Genomic DNA, 14,052 nt, shown 5'->3' on the forward strand with positions numbered 1-14,052 from the left:
GCGACGCTGCCTTCTCTAATGTAACAATCGGTTGCGGCATGGGGTGTCAGGTAATGGCTTTGAGGCCGGTTTTCTGTTTGGCGGTTGCAAGTTCGACCATGCTCGCCACCGTCTCGGACTCTTTCGCCGGCGGCAAGGCCGTCGAGTGCTACGAACCGTACCGCACTGCGCCGGTCTACGACACCGTCTACGAAAACGTGCAGGTCAATCCGGCGAGCCAGTATGTCGAGGCGATCCCGCCGATCTACGGAACCCGCAAGCGTTCCGTGCTGATGCGGCCCGAACAGGTAACCTACGAAGTCGTGCCCGCAGTCGTGCAGACACGCTACCGCACGGTCAAGATCGCCGGCGGCGGCTATTCATGGGAGTGGCGTTGGATCAACGGCCGCAAGGTGCTGTGCAAGGTCAAAAACAAGGCGCGCTACCAGCAGGTCGCCGAGACCGTGGTCGTGCAGCCGGAATACCAGCGGCGGATCGTCATTCCCGCAGTCTACAGCTACGAGATCGAGCAAGTCATCATCCAGCCGGGTGGAAGCCGCGTCGTCAATATGCCCGCGACCTATCAGACCGTGGCACGCCAGGTCTTGGTCAGCGAAGGCACGACCGGCTGGAAACGCGTGAAAATCCGCAGGCATTGCGGCTGATCGCCGGAAGAGACTGCGCCTAGATCTCAGCCCCCAGCCAGCGCTTCAGACTTGCGATATCGCCATCGCCGACCGCGGCGGCGACACGCCGCCCGACAGCCGCGCCGAACTTGTAGCCATGGCCCGAGCAGGCCGAGACGATCAGAACCTTGCCCTTTTCGGTCGCGAAAAACCGCTCGTCGTCGGTGAAGGTATAGGCGCAGGTCACGACCTCGGTCACGCGATATTCCGAAATGCGCGCGATCGGCGGCGAGAACAGGTTGCGGATCGCCTCGCCCTCGCCTTCGACCGGATCACGGTTCCAATCGGCATCGCTGGTCTCGACCTTGTGCAGGCCGGAACCGAATTTCATGCCGGTCCCGCGCGTCAGCGGGATCATGTAGCCGTCGGTTTTTCCGCCCACGTCGAGGATGACCGGCGCCGCCTCCCATGCGGCACGCAGGTCAGCCGGCGGCGCGACATAAGCCAACGCCGTGCGATAGGTCTTCAGCGTGCCGGAAAGTTCCGGAAACAGTTTCAGCACCCAGGCACCCGCCGTCACCACCACACGATCGCCGAAAATCTCGCTGCCGTCCTCCAGCCCGACGGAACCGCGCTCGTCCTCGACCGAGACGACCTTGCTGTTCTCGTAGACGTTGGCGCCGTTTTCGCGCAGCCATTTCAGCAAGCCGCCAGCGATTTTTCGGCAATGCAGCGCGCCGCCTTCCGTGGAAAAGAATGCGTAGCGGAATGTTCCCGGCTCCAGGAACGGCCATTTCTCCACCGCCTGTTCCGGCTGGAAAAGCTCGAACGGATACCCGCCGGCTTCCAGCGCCTCGCGATGCATCTCCGCCTCATCGCCTTCCTCGCGCGAAACGCACATGAAGCCGCGCGGGTCGAGATGGTTTTCGCCAAGGTCCGCCCACATCTCGTCCCAGGCCTCATAGGCTTCGGTGATCAGCCGCCCATAACCCGCCGCATTGCCATAGGCGCGGCGGATGATGCGGTGATGGTCGCCGGAGGCGGCGAGCGGATTGGGGATCGGCCCCTGCTCGACCAGCGTGACATTGTGGCCGGCCTTCACCAGCGACCAGGCGGTGCACAGGCCGGCAATGCCGGCGCCGACGACGATGACGTTCATGCTTTTCTCCATGCCGGCCGGAGATAGCGCTTGCTTGGCTGGCACTGCAAGTCATCCGACGCGGCGCTTCCGGACGGTCCAGCGCCGGAGTACACAGCCGTTCATGGAACCCGCCAAGCCTGCCTATCTCGCCTTCGATCCTTCCACCGGTCATATGCGCCTCGATCCGCACGAGCCGGCATTCGTGCAAAACCCCTATCCGGCCTATCGCTGGATGCACGACAATGCGCGCTGCGTGTTCTGGGAGGATTTCGGCCTCTGGTGCCTTGCCGGTTTCGACGAGGCCAACCGGCTGTTCCGCGACAAGCGTTTTGGGCGCGAGCGGCCCGGCGGCTACCGCGCCGCAATGGCCGCCACAGGGGACCGAAGCCATCTTGCCGATTTCGATGCGGTCGAGGCCGGGTCGCTGCTCGAACTGGAGCCGCCCGCCCATACGAGGCTGCGCACGCTGGTCAACCGCGCCTTTGTGTCCCGCCAGGTCGAAAGGTTGCGACCGAAGATCGAGGCTTTGGCCAGTCGGTTGATCGACGGCTTCGAGAGTGCGGGCAAGGCCGAGCTGATCCGCGACTTCGCCACGCCGCTTCCCGCCGCCGTGATCGCCGAGATGATGGGCCTGCCGGCTGAAAGCGGACTGCAGCTCGTCGCCTGGTCGAACGACATGGTGCGCATGTATATGCACAAGCCCGGCCGGGCCGACGCCGAGCGGGCCAACGCCTCTGCCCGCGCCTTCGCCGATTTCATCCGCGGCCACGCCGCCGAAAAGCGCAGGCAGCCCGGCGACGACCTGCTCAGCCTGCTCACCGCCGCGCATGAGAACGGCCAAAAACTGACGGAAGACGAACTGGTTTCCTCGGCCATCCTGCTGCTCAATGCCGGCCACGAGGCAACCGTGCATCAGGCCGGCAACGCCGTCCGCACGATCCTTGCGCAAGGCGGCGATCCGCGCCGGTTTATCGAAACGATCGAGGCGGCGGCAGCCACCGTCGAGGAATGCCTGCGCTTAGATCCGCCGCTGCACATGTTCACGCGCCATATCTACCAGGAGGCGGAGATCGCCGAAGGCGTCGTGCTGAAGCCGGGCGACCAGGTCGGCCTGCTGCTCGGCGCGGCCAACCGCGACCCGCTCGCCTTTTCGGAACCGGACGATTTCCGTCCCGGCCGGCCGGACCAGAAAAACGTCTCCTTCGGCGCCGGCATTCATTTCTGCATCGGCGCACCGCTGGCCCGCCTGGAATTGCAGGTAGCGCTGAAAACCCTGTTCGACCGCTTGCCGTCACTGCGGCTGGCCGAGACGCCCACCTACAGCGACATCTATCATTTCCATGGGCTGGAAAGGCTCGCGGTCCAGTTCGACGGTCCCAGCGGGGCGGTTTGAGGCGGAGCTTTGAAATGATCTTCGCCTTCCTCGAGGAACCGCCTTTCTGCTTCACGGAATCCTCCGGCATTGTCTCCGGCTGCGATGTGGAACTTGCACGCGCGGTTTGCGGGCAGTTGGGGCTTGCCTTCCAGCCGGTCGAGACCGAATTCGCCGACCTGCTGCCTGGGCTGGCCGACGGGCGCTGGACAATGACCACCGGCCTGTTCGTCTCGGAGGAGCGCAAGAACCTGGTCGATTTCAGCCGGCCCATCTGGTCGCTGCAGGACGGACTGCTGGTCGCCAGGGACAATCCACGCGGCCTCGCGGGCTATCGCTCGATTGCGGCGGACAGCTGTGCACTGCTCGGTGTCATTACCGACCAGGTCCAGGGTCGCACCGCGTTTGAAAACGGCATCCCTCCAGACCGGATACGGCTGTTTGCGACCCAATCCGACGCCGCAGAAGCAGTGGCCGCCGGCGAGGTGCACGCCTATGCCAGCGTCGCCATGGTGCATCGCGGCTATCTGGCGCGAATGCCCGAAACGCCTCTGGCGGTGGTCGACGTCCCTTTGTCCGAGAAGCAGCCGGCGTTCGGCGCCTTCGCGCTCCGCAGAACAGATACGGCGCTGCGGGAGGCAATCGACGCCTGCCTCGGTGACATTCTCGGCGGCCCGTGGCATCGCGACCTGATGGCGCGCCATAGGTTTTCCGAAAGCGATATCGATCGCGTGCTTCCAGCAATGGGGAAAGCCAGGGACGATGACACCATCGCCTTCTATGCGCGGGAGGCACAAGCCTACACGACGCGCGGCACGGAGGCCGAGCACCGGCACCTCCGGAGATTCATGGCGACGCTGCCGGCGCGAGGCTCGGTGCTGGAACTCGGCTGCGGCGCGGGACGAGACAGCGAGGTGATGCTTGCCGCCGGCTTTGACGTCACGCCCACCGATGGCACCCCGGAGATGGCACTGGCGGCTGAGAAACGGCTGGGCCAGCCGGTCAAGGTGCTGCTCTTCGACGAGATCGCCGAGTTGGAAGCGTTCCATGGCGTCTGGGCCAATGCCTGCCTGTTGCATGTGCCGCGGGCCGAACTTGCCGGCATCATCGACCGCATCCATGCTGCGATGAAGCCCGGTGGAACCTTCTATGCAAGCTTCAAGACCGGCGCCGCCGAGGGCCGTGACAGGTTCGGCCGCTATTACAACTACCCCGAGGCCGATTTCCTGCGCGCGGCGCTCGGGCCCGACCGCTGGGCCTCCATCGACATGGCGGTGGAAACCGGCAGCAGCTACTACAATCTTCCGGCCGACTGGCTGCACCTGCTGGCGATCAAACGAGCTTAGGCGAGACATATTGGTCGTCGGCTATCCGAAGGCGACCGGCAGGCTTAGAGCCGGATCACATATTCCTTGCGCGTGGTCTCGACGACCTCCCACGTGCCCTTGAAGCCCGGCTGCAGGACAAAACTGTCGCCGGCGGTCACGGTGCGCGACGCACCGCCATCCTCGGCGATGATCGAGACGCCGGACAGGATGTGGCAGAATTCCCACTCGTCATATTGGATGTGCCATTTTCCCGGCGTGGCTTCCCAAATCCCCGCATAGAGACCGTTCGCCTGCTCGTCGACGTTCCAGGAGCGGAATTTTGGCTTGCCGGAGATGACACGGTCCGGCGCGGGTTCGCCGTCCTCCGGCTGGATCAGGTTGGACGAGACGGACAGAAATTTCGACGGCATGAACGACCTCGCTGGCGATCGGCGCACACTATCGGCGCTGAAACGTGCGGCCGCAACCGCTCGTCCGGCAATCGCTGCCATGTCCGACAACACGGAACCGGACGATGCCCAATTGTCGCAGCATGAAACGGCCGGCGCGGATAAAAATTCGCGCCGGCCGCCGAGGGATCAGGCCTTCGTCAGCGCCTGGTCGAGATCCGCGATGATGTCGGCGACGTCCTCGATGCCGACCGACAGGCGAACCGTGTCCGGCCCCGCGCCGGCGGCCACCTTCTGTTCGTCGGAAAGCTGGCGGTGGGTGGTCGAGGCCGGGTGGATCACCAGCGATTTCGTGTCGCCGACATTGGCCAGGTGCGAGAACAGTTCCAGCCCTTCGACGAATTTAACACCGGCCTCGTAACCGCCCTTCAAGCCGAAGGTAAACACCGCGCCGGCGCCGTTGGGCGAATATTTTTTTGCCAGCGCCGCGTTCGGGTCGTTCGGCAGGCCGGGATAGGAGACCCACGCCACCTTGGCATGTTTCGAAAGGTGCTCGGCGACCTTCTGCGCATTGTCGCAATGTCGCTGCATCCTCAGCGGCAAAGTCTCCAGTCCGGTCAGGATCAGGAAGGCGTTGAAGGGCGAGATGGCCGGGCCGAAGTCGCGCAGCCCGAGCACGCGCGCCGCAATGGCGAAGGCGAAATTGCCGAAGGTCTCATGCAGAACGATGCCGCCATATTCGGGCCGCGGCTCCGACAGCATCGGATAGTTGCCCGACTTCGACCAGTCGAAGGTGCCGCCGTCGACCAGCACGCCGCCGATCGAATTGCCGTGGCCGCCGATGAATTTCGTCAGCGAGTGCACGACGATATCGGCGCCGTGCTCGATCGGCCGCACGAGGTAGGGCGTCGCCAGCGTGTTGTCGACGATCAGCGGGATGCCGTGCTTGCGCGCGATGTTGCCGATCGCCTCAAGGTCGACGAACTCGCCATTCGGGTTGGCAAGGCTCTCAACGAAGATGACGCGGGTCTTGTCGTCGATCTGAGTTTCAAAACTCGGCACGTCGCGCGGGTCGGCCCAGCGCACCTCCCAGCCGAAATTCTTGAAGGCGTGGCCGAACTGGTTGATCGAGCCGCCATAGAGCCGGCGCGCCGCGACGAAATTGTCGCCCGGCCGCATGATGGTGTGGAACACCAGCATCTGTGCCGCATGGCCGGAGGCCACGGCCAGTGCTGCCGTACCGCCCTCGAGGGCGGCGACGCGCTCCTCCAGCACCGCCTGCGTCGGATTCATGATGCGGGTATAGATGTTGCCGAACGCCTTAAGCCCGAACAGCGAGGCGGCGTGATCGGCGTCGTCGAACACGAACGAGGTTGTCTGGTAGATCGGCGTGGCGCGCGCGCCGGTCGCCGGATCGGGTTTTGCGCCGGCATGGACGGCGAGCGTGTCGAACCCGGGTGTGCGCTGGGACATGTTTCCTCCAGAAGATGTTGTCTTGAAAAACCGAACTATCTTTGTCGACCCGTCGGGGCGAATGCAAAGAAGAAAATTCCGCCGACGTCAATGGATAGCCGTTAAGCCAGCCAATTTCTCACGTCTGGCGGCAAACTTCTTGCGGCTTACCTATTTCTGGCGAACGCCGAAACTCTGGAAACCCTGGCGCATGACCGGCTTCTTCGAGGACAGCACCCGGCTGTTGACGCCGTTCCAGCCGATCTCGCCGGAGAGCCTTCCATATTCGATTTTGGGGCAGCGGTTCATGACGACTTTTATGCCCGCCGCTTCGGCCTTCGCCGCCGCCTGGTCATGGCGCACCGTCAACTGCATCCAGATCACCTTCGGCAGCGGCTTCAACGCCAGCACCTCGTCGACGATCGGCGGCACGGCGGCGGAAGCGCGAAAGATGTCGACCATATCGATCGGCTCCGGCACATCAGCCAGCTTCGCATAGGTCATGCGGCCGAGGATTTCCTTGCCGGCCTGGCCCGGATTGATGGGGAAGACGGTAAATCCCTTGTCGATCAGATACTTGGTGACGAAGAAACTCGGCCGCACGTCATTGGCCGAGGCGCCGACGATGGCGACCGATTTCACCGTGTTCAAGATTTCGGCGATGTAGTCGTTGGAATAGGAATCGTGGTTCATAACGGCAATGAGATATTGCCTTCCGCGTCGATCGGGAAGTCGGGATTGTGCGCGACTTCCCAGACGTTGCCCTCCGTGTCGGAAAAATAACCGTACCAGCCGCCCCAGAACGCCTTTTGCGCCGGTTTCAGCACAGTGCCTCCAGCAGCCTTGGCCATGTCCAGCACTTCGCCCACCTCCTCGTCGGAACGGGTGTTGTAGGCGAGCGCGGAGGCCGGGCGGGCGCTGCCGACATTCGATGGCGGCAGGCCGTCCATGCCAGCGTCGGTGGCAAGGTCCTTTCGCGTCCAAAGCGCCAGAATCAGTCCACCCATCTGGAAGAAGGCGACGCCGTCGGTGATCCTCTCGTTCCGCTTCAGGCCCATCGCCTCGTAGAAACGCACAGCACGGGCGAGGTCGTCTGCGCCCAGCGTGACGATCGAAATGCGTGGTTCCATGACCTTCTCCTCCCGGCCGATGCGCCGAAATGCCAATGCTGTCGCCGGTTGCAATTATCCGCCGAATGCGGTCACATCGCGCCGGCACCGCATTTTGGGAGAAACTACATGCGCAGGAAACTGTTGCAACATGCGCTGCCGTTTGCGTTTTTGATGCTTCTTGCCGGCGGTCAGGCAAATGCCGGCCTGGCCGAAGGCGCGCAGGCAACGATGGGCAAGGTGTTGTCCGACTTCAGCGCGCTCGAAAAGGCCGATGCGGCGCAGAACACGCCGCCGCGCCTTGCCGATCCCGCGGCAAAACCGGTCTTCGATGCACTGTTCGACCGCGAAAAAATCCTCGGCGAACATCCCTACAAGGCGGCAGAGATCGAGCCGCTGCTGTCGGTGTTCGGCGGCTATTTCGGGCTGACCAAGGTCTATATCGGTTTCAAGGACCCGGCGGGCGCGGTTGCCGACAACGAGTTCAACTTCCAGGATGAGCTGTCTCGACTGGCCGTCGAGATGGTCGTCAGCGGCGGCGCCATCGCCGAGGCGCTGACCGACTATGTCGCCAACCCGCCGGGCGGCGCGGTGCCGGAAGACCGCAAGGCCGCACTTGCCAAACTTCGTCTGGGGGTCAGCCAGATGGTGTCGGGCGTCATCACGCTCCTGCAGAACCCGCGCTACAGTAAGGCGAACAAGGTGCTGCTGGCCGACGCCCTTGCCGAGGCGGGACCCTTCATCTCCCCCATCCTGCTCGAGGTCGACCGCGACAGCCTCTCGCAGGCGGCCATGCAGAGCATGCTCAACACGCCGCCCGAAGCGGAATCATCCATCAACGAATTCATGAACGCCATGAACAGCCGGGACTGTTCCGGGCTGTGCGCGCTGAAATAGAAGGCCCTACTCCCCCGTCCATTTCGGGTCGCGTTTGCCGATGAAGGCGCCTATGCCTTCCTCGGCGTCGCGCGCCATCATGTTTTCCACCATCACCCGCACCGTATGGTCATAGGCTTCCGCCAGTCCCATCTCGGCCTGCGCGTAAAACGCCTCCTTGCCGATCTTCAGCGTAAGCGGGGATTTGGAAACAATGGTTTGCGCGTATTTGTTCACGACCTGGGCCAGATATTCGCTCGGCACCACGCGGTTCACCAGGCCGAACTCGCGGGCGGTGGCGGCGTCGACGGTCTCGCCGGTGAGCAGCATCTCCATCGCGTGTTTTCGCGACACGTTGCGCGACAGCGCCACCATGGGCGTCGAGCAGAACAGACCGATATTGACGCCGGGCGTGGCGAATTTCGACTGGTCGCTGGCGATCGCCAGGTCGCAGGAGGCGACGAGTTGGCAGCCGGCCGCGGTTGCGATGCCGTCGACCTGGGCGATCACCGGCTTCGGGCAGCGCACGATCGCCTGCATGAGGGTCGCGCAAGCGGTCATGGTCTTTTCGAAAAACGCCCTGCCCCGGTCGGCATCGGCCCGGTGCGCCGTGAGTTCCTTCAGGTCGTGGCCGGCCGAAAACACCTTTCCCTTCGCCGCGATCACCACCACGCGCACCGAAGCGTCGTCGCGCGCCCGGTCGATCTGCGCCTGCAAGGCGGCCATGATCGCCAGCGACAGCGCATTGGCCGGCGGGTTGGCCAGCGTGACACGCAACACACCGGCGTCAAAAGAGGCGGTCACCGGCCCCTCGGCGACGGTCTGTCTGATCGCGACGATCTCGGCCATGTCGATCTCCGTGGCTGGCACCTGTCCCATGTGAAAATAGCGGCCCGGCGGATTGATTGACAGGGCCGTCCGGTATTTTCTGGCGCCCTCGCCGCTGCCGCGCATTCCGCCAGCCAGTCCGATGTCCGCCGAGGGAGGAAAAATGCCGGCAAACACAGCGCTGACCCCGGTGATGACGGCCGGCGAGATCAACGACCTGCTGGTGACAGTCTATCCGCAGCTCAACGAGGGACTCCGCGCCTATGAGGCGGTGTCGGTCTTCCCCGGAGGCTGCACGGTGCGGCTCAACGCGGACCAGCGGCATCTGCGCCCGGGCGACACCGTATCCGGCCCCTCGCTGTTCACCCTGGCCGACATTGGCGGTTACGTCTGCGTGCTCTCGCATGCCGGGCCGGACGCGCTGTCGGTGACAACCAACCTCAACATCAACTTCATGCGCAAGGCGCCGGCCGGGCCTGTCGACGGCCACTGCCGCATCCTGAAGCTCGGAAAAAGCCTGATGGTGTTCGACATCGACATGACCGCGGGCGGCGAGACGGTTGCGCATGCGACCGGCACCTATTCGATCCCGCCGAAGCGGTGAAAAAACCGGTCAGCTTCGCTGCAGGGCCAAGTGCGTGCCCAGCCCGACGAGGATCGCGCCGCCGGCCCGCTGCATCAGTTTTTGCGCGCGGCTGGACTGGCGCAACCGCGAGATGACCGCGCTGGCAAGCATCACGCCGACGACATCCGCGAACGAGAACATCAGGTTGACGATGGTCCCCAGCACGACGAACTGGATCCATACGGGCGCGCCCGAGGCGTCGATGAACTGCGGCAGGAACGCCATGAAGAAGATCGCGGTCTTCGGATTGAGCACCTCGACGGTGACGCTCTCGAAAAACGCACGCCGCGCCGATTTCGGCGCGGCGCCGGGCACCGCGACCTCGCCCCGCGTGTTGGCGCGGAACAATGAGATGCCCAGCCAGATCAGATAGATGGCGCCCGCAAGCTTCACCGCCATGTAGAGCATCGGCACGGCATGGAACAGCACCGACAGCCCGGCCGCCGCGGCCAGAACATGCACATAACCGCCGATATGGATGCCCAGCGACGCCATCAGCCCGGACCAGCGCCCCCCCGCCAGCGTGCGGGCCGCCGCATAGAGCATGGCCGGACCGGGAATGAAGGCGAAGATCGCCGTCGTCGCCAGGAAGGCGATGAGAATTTCAGTCGATGGCATTTTTTGCGTCCCGCGGGCGATCCTGCAATGACGGGTCCGTTACAGGTCTCGACGCCTCATAGCTTAAAATTCGTCGCTCGTGTTGGAAACCTTGAGACCGGCCCCGTCCATCCGGTACAAGACTGAAGCCAATCCAATCGAGACCGCGTTTTCGGGTTCTTCCGGATGCTCATTCCCCTTTTCTCCCAAAACTGCGACCTGGTCGGCTGGATGCAGCCGCAAAAATTCCTGTTCGACGCGGACATGGCCTATACGGCCTTCATCACCAACGGCCATGCCTGGTCGGCGCGTTCCGGCCGCTGGATCGGCCCGGTCATCGGCCCGCATGTCTTCGACACAGATGGCCAGCCGGTTGCCTGGAACCCCGGCGCGCCGCTGCGCGGTTCCGGCCGGCCGCTGAGGCCGGTCAACGTGGTTCGTGCCGTCAGCCCCGTGCGCCCGCCCAAGCCGGTCGCGCCGCCGCGGCCGCTGACGGCTCCTTCCCTGCCCGGCGGCTGGTCGCAGTTCAGCTTCGCCGAATGGCTGGTCTCGGCCGATCCGAAACCGATGGAAATTACCGAAATAGAAATAGGAGAAACAGTCGTCGCGGAGGTTGCGAAGAAGACGGATGAGATGGAGCAACGAAACGATACCAGCTCGATCGGGTCCACCTCCCTATAGCGCGAACGCCGTTCCCTGCCGGTCTCCGCAGAAACAGTATTGAACCGAGCTTGGACTATGCTATCGCTTGTACATGTTCAAATCGTTGTTGACTTCCTTTTTGGCTCTTGTCGGAGGGACCGCCACGGCGCCCGCTCAAAGTGCCTTGAATCATGAAGCATTGGAAGAACTTGCGAGGCAAGGTGTTTTTAAGGCTCAGTACGTGATCCCGCTTCAATTGGAGGATCACCCTTTGTTCGTGCTTCTCAAACAGCAGGGATTATTCGATCTTACCGGGGACATGAACCAACTGATGCTCCCTGTGGAACGAGATCTAGCGGCTAGGATGGGGGTATCGCGATACGCAGCGACACCACTGCCATCTTATTTAGAAGGGGTGAGGACACAGCTCGACAAAATTTGGGCGGCATCGCTCGCAAACGATACGGGTCCGCAAAGTCAGGCCGCGTTGACACGGGCCACGAAGGAAACTGTCGAACTGCAATCCGTGCTAAAAGCCGCTCTAGCAACGGGGCATCTCTATGTAGCCGACTGATATTGTCTGCGGTAAAATAATACCTCTTTTTTCATATATCTGATTTTAAAGCGTTTTTGACTTTCATCGGCCCATTCTCAGACTTGACGCGAAAACAGCCCTCGCCTATAGACCGCCCTGTAAACAGCGGTCCACGGGCCGCCGTTTCGTTTTTGGTCGACGGCCCGCCCGTCGCGCCAAAACAAGCAACAAGAAACGCCTTCCCCGTGAAGGTCCCAACGAAAGCAGACACAATGAAAACCTTTTCGCAGAAGCCCGCGGAAGTGGTGAAGAAGTGGGTGCTGATCGACGCCGAAGGTCTGGTCGTCGGCCGTCTCGCCTCCGTCGTCGCCAACCGCCTGCGCGGCAAGCACAAGCCCACCTTCACCCCCCATGTCGATGACGGCGACAACGTCATCATCGTCAATGCCGACAAGGTCGTCCTGACCGGCAAAAAGTTCACCGACAAAGTCTATTACTGGCACACCGGCCATCCCGGCGGCGTCAAGGAGCGCACCGCGCGCCAGCTTCTGGAAGGCCGCTTTCCCGAGCGCGTCCTGGAGAAGGCGATCGAGCGCATGATCCCGCGCGGACCGCTCGGCCGTCAGCAGATGAAGAATCTCCGCGTCTATAGCGGCGCCGAGCATCCGCACGCAGCACAGCAGCCCGTCGCCCTCGACGTCGGCGCGCTGAACAGCAAGAACAAGAAGGTTTCCTGATCATGGCTGAGCTCACCTCGCTCGCAGACCTCGGCACGGTTGCCGCCACAGCGCAGCCCGCCGCCCCCTCTTACGTCCAGAAGCTGGACAAGCAGGGCCGCGCCTATGCCACCGGCAAGCGCAAGGACGCCATCGCCCGCGTCTGGGTCAAGCCGGGCTCCGGCAAGATCATCGTCAACGACAAGGAATTCGCAGCCTATTTCGCGCGCCCGGTCCTGCAGATGATCCTGCAGCAGCCGATCGTTGCCACCAACCGCGGCGGCCAGTTCGACGTCGTCGCCACCGTCACCGGCGGCGGCCTCTCCGGCCAGGCCGGCGCGGTGCGCCACGGGATCTCCAAGGCGCTGACCTATTACGAGCCCGGCCTGCGCGGCGTGCTCAAGAAGGGCGGCTTCCTGACTCGCGACAGCCGCACCGTCGAGCGCAAGAAGTACGGCAAGGCCAAGGCCCGCCGCAGCTTCCAGTTCTCGAAGCGCTGATTTTTGCGGGGTTCGCCCCGAACGTCGCGATCGACCTCGAAAGCCGCCCGCCTGGGCGGCTTTTTCGTTTGAGCCCAGGCGCTTGGCTCGCATTTGGAACAAGTCTTGCTTCGCACTCCGCCGAGAGGCGATTGTCCCGATCCGGGACAGTCGTGAGCATCCTGCGGGGGTCGGCCTTGATCGTATCGCTTCAATATCTGCGCGGCATCGCCGCCATGATGGTCGTGGTCTTCCACGCCTTCGACGTGTTCGCGCGCTTCGGCGCCGGCGACGAGACGGAACAGTTCATGGTCGGGCTGGCCGGGGTCGACATATTCTTCGTCATCAGCGGCTTCATCATGTGGACCATGGCCGAAAAGGCCTATCCATCGCCGGGTGAATTCATCCGCAAGCGGCTGATCCGCATCGTCCCGCTCTACTGGGCGCTCACCCTGTTCCTGGCGGCCGTCGCGCTGGCCAAGCCCGACCTGTTGTCGACGGCGGTGTTCGACCCGGCCCATTTCGTCGCTTCGATGCTGTTCATCCCGTGGCCCCACCCCAAACTCGATGCCGCGGTGCCGCTTCTCATTCCCGGCTGGACGCTCAACTACGAGATGGCTTTCTACCTCATCTTCGCGGTCTGCCTGTTGATCTCCAAGCGCTGGCGTCTGCTGTCGCTGGTCGGCGCGCTGACGGCGCTCGCCGCAATCGGACCGTTCATGCCGCAAGGCGGCGCTCTCGGCTTCTACACGGATACGCTCGTGCTCGAATTCGCCACGGGCGCGCTGCTGGCCTGGTTCTGGCTGCGCGGCTTCACGATGACGCCTGCGATGTCGCTGGCGCTCGTCATTGCCGGCTTCATCCTGCTATGGCTCGGTGTCGGCTCGACCCTGCCGCGCATCGTCAGCCTGGGCCTGCCCGCGACGATGGTCGTCGCCGGCATGGTCTTCGCCGAAGCGCGGCTGCGCAAGCGGCCGTTCCAGCCGCTGCTGATGATCGGCGACGCCTCCTATTCGATCTACCTGTCGCAGGGTGTGGCGCTGGCCGTGTTCACCAAGCTGTGGACCACGGCCGGGTTCGGCGGCGACGGATGGCAGGCCGCTGCTTTCCTGGCGATATCGGTGCTGATCATGACCGTCGGCGGCATCGTGCTCTACCTGCTCATCGAAAAGCCGATGCTGGCCTGGATGACCTACCGGACGGGACGCCGCAACCGGGCAGGCTTGCGGCCGGGTCTGGCCAAAGCGGCGCGTTCCAGCCGCTCGGCTGCATAGCGGGTTCGTAGGTGGCTTGACTCCCCCCGCCGGCAGCGGCACGGGCCAATGTTTTTGTAAGACTTCGCCTCTAGGGTCTGGCGA

At 63.5% G+C, this 14,052-nt stretch carries 17 protein-coding genes and 1 pseudogene; 11 read left to right on the forward strand and 7 right to left on the reverse strand.

Annotation, left to right across the window (positions count from 1 at the left end):
• Positions 1 to 98: 98 nt before the first annotated feature.
• The gene (locus ABMA59_RS25600; protein WP_349008215.1) at positions 99 to 644 is read left to right on the forward strand and encodes a hypothetical protein; all 546 of its coding nucleotides are present in this window, start codon (positions 99 to 101) and stop codon (positions 642 to 644) included.
• 19 nt (positions 645 to 663) lie between these two features.
• On the opposite strand, the gene ABMA59_RS25605 is transcribed toward ABMA59_RS25600, so the two are convergent.
• Positions 664 to 1,764, reverse strand: a complete 1,101-nt coding sequence (locus ABMA59_RS25605; RefSeq protein WP_349008216.1) for an NAD(P)/FAD-dependent oxidoreductase — start codon at positions 1,762 to 1,764, stop codon at positions 664 to 666.
• Between the two features lie 103 nt (positions 1,765 to 1,867).
• Here ABMA59_RS25605 and ABMA59_RS25610 point away from each other — a divergent pair, with 103 nt between their 5' ends.
• The 3 genes and pseudogenes from ABMA59_RS25610 (at position 1,868) to ABMA59_RS25620 (ending at position 4,464) form a co-directional block, all read left to right on the forward strand.
• Positions 1,868 to 3,139 carry a cytochrome P450 gene (locus tag ABMA59_RS25610; protein ID WP_349008217.1) on the forward strand — a complete coding sequence of 424 codons (1,272 nt, stop codon included), beginning with the start codon at positions 1,868 to 1,870 and terminating at the stop codon, positions 3,137 to 3,139.
• 14 nt (positions 3,140 to 3,153) lie between these two features.
• Positions 3,154 to 3,771: pseudogene (locus ABMA59_RS25615) on the forward strand (transporter substrate-binding domain-containing protein); the annotation flags it as partial.
• A gap of 90 nt (positions 3,772 to 3,861) precedes the next feature.
• Positions 3,862 to 4,464: a class I SAM-dependent methyltransferase gene (locus ABMA59_RS25620; RefSeq protein ID WP_349008285.1), complete on the forward strand. Its 603-nt coding sequence runs from the start codon at positions 3,862 to 3,864 to the stop codon at positions 4,462 to 4,464.
• A gap of 44 nt (positions 4,465 to 4,508) precedes the next feature.
• On the opposite strand, the gene ABMA59_RS25625 is transcribed toward ABMA59_RS25620, so the two are convergent.
• The 4 genes from ABMA59_RS25625 to ABMA59_RS25640 form a co-directional block, all read right to left on the reverse strand.
• Positions 4,509 to 4,856 carry a cupin domain-containing protein gene (locus ABMA59_RS25625; RefSeq protein ID WP_349008218.1) on the reverse strand — a complete coding sequence of 116 codons (348 nt, stop codon included), beginning with the start codon at positions 4,854 to 4,856 and terminating at the stop codon, positions 4,509 to 4,511.
• A 168-nt stretch (positions 4,857 to 5,024) separates the two neighbouring features.
• The gene (locus ABMA59_RS25630) at positions 5,025 to 6,308 is read right to left on the reverse strand and encodes an O-acetylhomoserine aminocarboxypropyltransferase (RefSeq protein ID WP_349008219.1); all 1,284 of its coding nucleotides are present in this window, start codon (positions 6,306 to 6,308) and stop codon (positions 5,025 to 5,027) included.
• Positions 6,309 to 6,458: 150 nt separating this feature from the next.
• Complete coding sequence (locus tag ABMA59_RS25635; RefSeq protein ID WP_349008220.1) at positions 6,459 to 6,980, reverse strand: CoA-binding protein; 522 nt, start codon at positions 6,978 to 6,980, stop codon at positions 6,459 to 6,461.
• Positions 6,977 to 7,417 (reverse strand): VOC family protein, encoded by a 441-nt coding sequence (locus ABMA59_RS25640; RefSeq protein WP_349008221.1) that lies wholly within the window; start codon positions 7,415 to 7,417, stop codon positions 6,977 to 6,979. The genes ABMA59_RS25635 and ABMA59_RS25640 overlap by 4 nt, the downstream gene beginning before the upstream one ends.
• 108 nt (positions 7,418 to 7,525) lie before the next feature.
• On the opposite strand from ABMA59_RS25640, the gene ABMA59_RS25645 reads away from it, so the two are divergent.
• Positions 7,526 to 8,293, forward strand: a complete 768-nt coding sequence (locus ABMA59_RS25645) for a hypothetical protein (RefSeq protein ID WP_349008222.1) — start codon at positions 7,526 to 7,528, stop codon at positions 8,291 to 8,293.
• 6 nt (positions 8,294 to 8,299) lie between these two features.
• Here the strand turns inward: ABMA59_RS25645 and ABMA59_RS25650 are convergent, their stop codons facing one another.
• A complete protein-coding gene (locus ABMA59_RS25650) occupies positions 8,300 to 9,121 on the reverse strand; it encodes an enoyl-CoA hydratase (protein ID WP_349008286.1) in 822 nt (273 codons plus the stop codon).
• 142 nt (positions 9,122 to 9,263) lie between these two features.
• Between ABMA59_RS25650 and ABMA59_RS25655 the strand changes: the two genes are divergently transcribed.
• Positions 9,264 to 9,704: a PaaI family thioesterase gene (locus ABMA59_RS25655; RefSeq protein ID WP_349008223.1), complete on the forward strand. Its 441-nt coding sequence runs from the start codon at positions 9,264 to 9,266 to the stop codon at positions 9,702 to 9,704.
• 9 nt (positions 9,705 to 9,713) lie between these two features.
• Here the strand turns inward: ABMA59_RS25655 and ABMA59_RS25660 are convergent, their stop codons facing one another.
• Positions 9,714 to 10,343: a LysE family translocator gene (locus tag ABMA59_RS25660; protein WP_349008224.1), complete on the reverse strand. Its 630-nt coding sequence runs from the start codon at positions 10,341 to 10,343 to the stop codon at positions 9,714 to 9,716.
• Positions 10,344 to 10,508: 165 nt separating this feature from the next.
• Here ABMA59_RS25660 and ABMA59_RS25665 point away from each other — a divergent pair, with 165 nt between their 5' ends.
• From ABMA59_RS25665 to ABMA59_RS25685, 5 genes are all read left to right on the forward strand, one after another.
• Complete coding sequence (locus ABMA59_RS25665) at positions 10,509 to 11,003, forward strand: 4-fold beta flower protein (RefSeq protein WP_349008225.1); 495 nt, start codon at positions 10,509 to 10,511, stop codon at positions 11,001 to 11,003.
• Positions 11,004 to 11,070: 67 nt separating this feature from the next.
• On the forward strand, positions 11,071 to 11,538 hold the full coding sequence (locus ABMA59_RS25670; protein WP_349008226.1) for a hypothetical protein: 468 nt from the start codon (positions 11,071 to 11,073) through the stop codon (positions 11,536 to 11,538).
• A gap of 233 nt (positions 11,539 to 11,771) precedes the next feature.
• Entirely contained in the window at positions 11,772 to 12,236 is a 465-nt protein-coding gene (gene rplM, locus ABMA59_RS25675) for a 50S ribosomal protein L13 (protein ID WP_349008227.1), read from the forward strand.
• A 2-nt stretch (positions 12,237 to 12,238) separates the two neighbouring features.
• Entirely contained in the window at positions 12,239 to 12,715 is a 477-nt protein-coding gene (rpsI, locus tag ABMA59_RS25680) for a 30S ribosomal protein S9 (RefSeq protein ID WP_349008228.1), read from the forward strand.
• 176 nt (positions 12,716 to 12,891) lie between these two features.
• Complete coding sequence (locus ABMA59_RS25685) at positions 12,892 to 13,968, forward strand: acyltransferase family protein (RefSeq protein ID WP_349008229.1); 1,077 nt, start codon at positions 12,892 to 12,894, stop codon at positions 13,966 to 13,968.
• The last annotated feature ends 84 nt before the right edge of the window (positions 13,969 to 14,052 follow it).

The sequence above is a fragment of the Mesorhizobium yinganensis genome, assembly GCF_040081985.1.
In the GTDB taxonomy this organism is placed as follows: domain Bacteria; phylum Pseudomonadota; class Alphaproteobacteria; order Rhizobiales; family Rhizobiaceae; genus Kumtagia; species Kumtagia yinganensis.

Excerpts from the sequence above, each read along its gene's own strand:
- ABMA59_RS25600 (WP_349008215.1), top strand. The coding sequence starts at position 99 with ATGCTCGCCACCGTCTCGGACTCTTTCGCCGGCGGCAAGGCCGTCGAG.
- ABMA59_RS25605 (WP_349008216.1), bottom strand. The coding sequence starts at position 1,764 with ATGAACGTCATCGTCGTCGGCGCCGGCATTGCCGGCCTGTGCACCGCC.
- ABMA59_RS25610 (WP_349008217.1), top strand. The coding sequence starts at position 1,868 with ATGGAACCCGCCAAGCCTGCCTATCTCGCCTTCGATCCTTCCACCGGT.
- ABMA59_RS25620 (WP_349008285.1), top strand. The coding sequence starts at position 3,862 with ATGGGGAAAGCCAGGGACGATGACACCATCGCCTTCTATGCGCGGGAG.
- ABMA59_RS25625 (WP_349008218.1), bottom strand. The coding sequence starts at position 4,856 with ATGCCGTCGAAATTTCTGTCCGTCTCGTCCAACCTGATCCAGCCGGAG.
- ABMA59_RS25630 (WP_349008219.1), bottom strand. The coding sequence starts at position 6,308 with ATGTCCCAGCGCACACCCGGGTTCGACACGCTCGCCGTCCATGCCGGC.
- ABMA59_RS25635 (WP_349008220.1), bottom strand. The coding sequence starts at position 6,980 with ATGAACCACGATTCCTATTCCAACGACTACATCGCCGAAATCTTGAAC.
- ABMA59_RS25640 (WP_349008221.1), bottom strand. The coding sequence starts at position 7,417 with ATGGAACCACGCATTTCGATCGTCACGCTGGGCGCAGACGACCTCGCC.
- ABMA59_RS25645 (WP_349008222.1), top strand. The coding sequence starts at position 7,526 with ATGCGCAGGAAACTGTTGCAACATGCGCTGCCGTTTGCGTTTTTGATG.
- ABMA59_RS25650 (WP_349008286.1), bottom strand. The coding sequence starts at position 9,121 with ATGGCCGAGATCGTCGCGATCAGACAGACCGTCGCCGAGGGGCCGGTG.
- ABMA59_RS25655 (WP_349008223.1), top strand. The coding sequence starts at position 9,264 with ATGCCGGCAAACACAGCGCTGACCCCGGTGATGACGGCCGGCGAGATC.
- ABMA59_RS25660 (WP_349008224.1), bottom strand. The coding sequence starts at position 10,343 with ATGCCATCGACTGAAATTCTCATCGCCTTCCTGGCGACGACGGCGATC.
- ABMA59_RS25665 (WP_349008225.1), top strand. The coding sequence starts at position 10,509 with ATGCTCATTCCCCTTTTCTCCCAAAACTGCGACCTGGTCGGCTGGATG.
- rplM (WP_349008227.1), top strand. The coding sequence starts at position 11,772 with ATGAAAACCTTTTCGCAGAAGCCCGCGGAAGTGGTGAAGAAGTGGGTG.
- rpsI (WP_349008228.1), top strand. The coding sequence starts at position 12,239 with ATGGCTGAGCTCACCTCGCTCGCAGACCTCGGCACGGTTGCCGCCACA.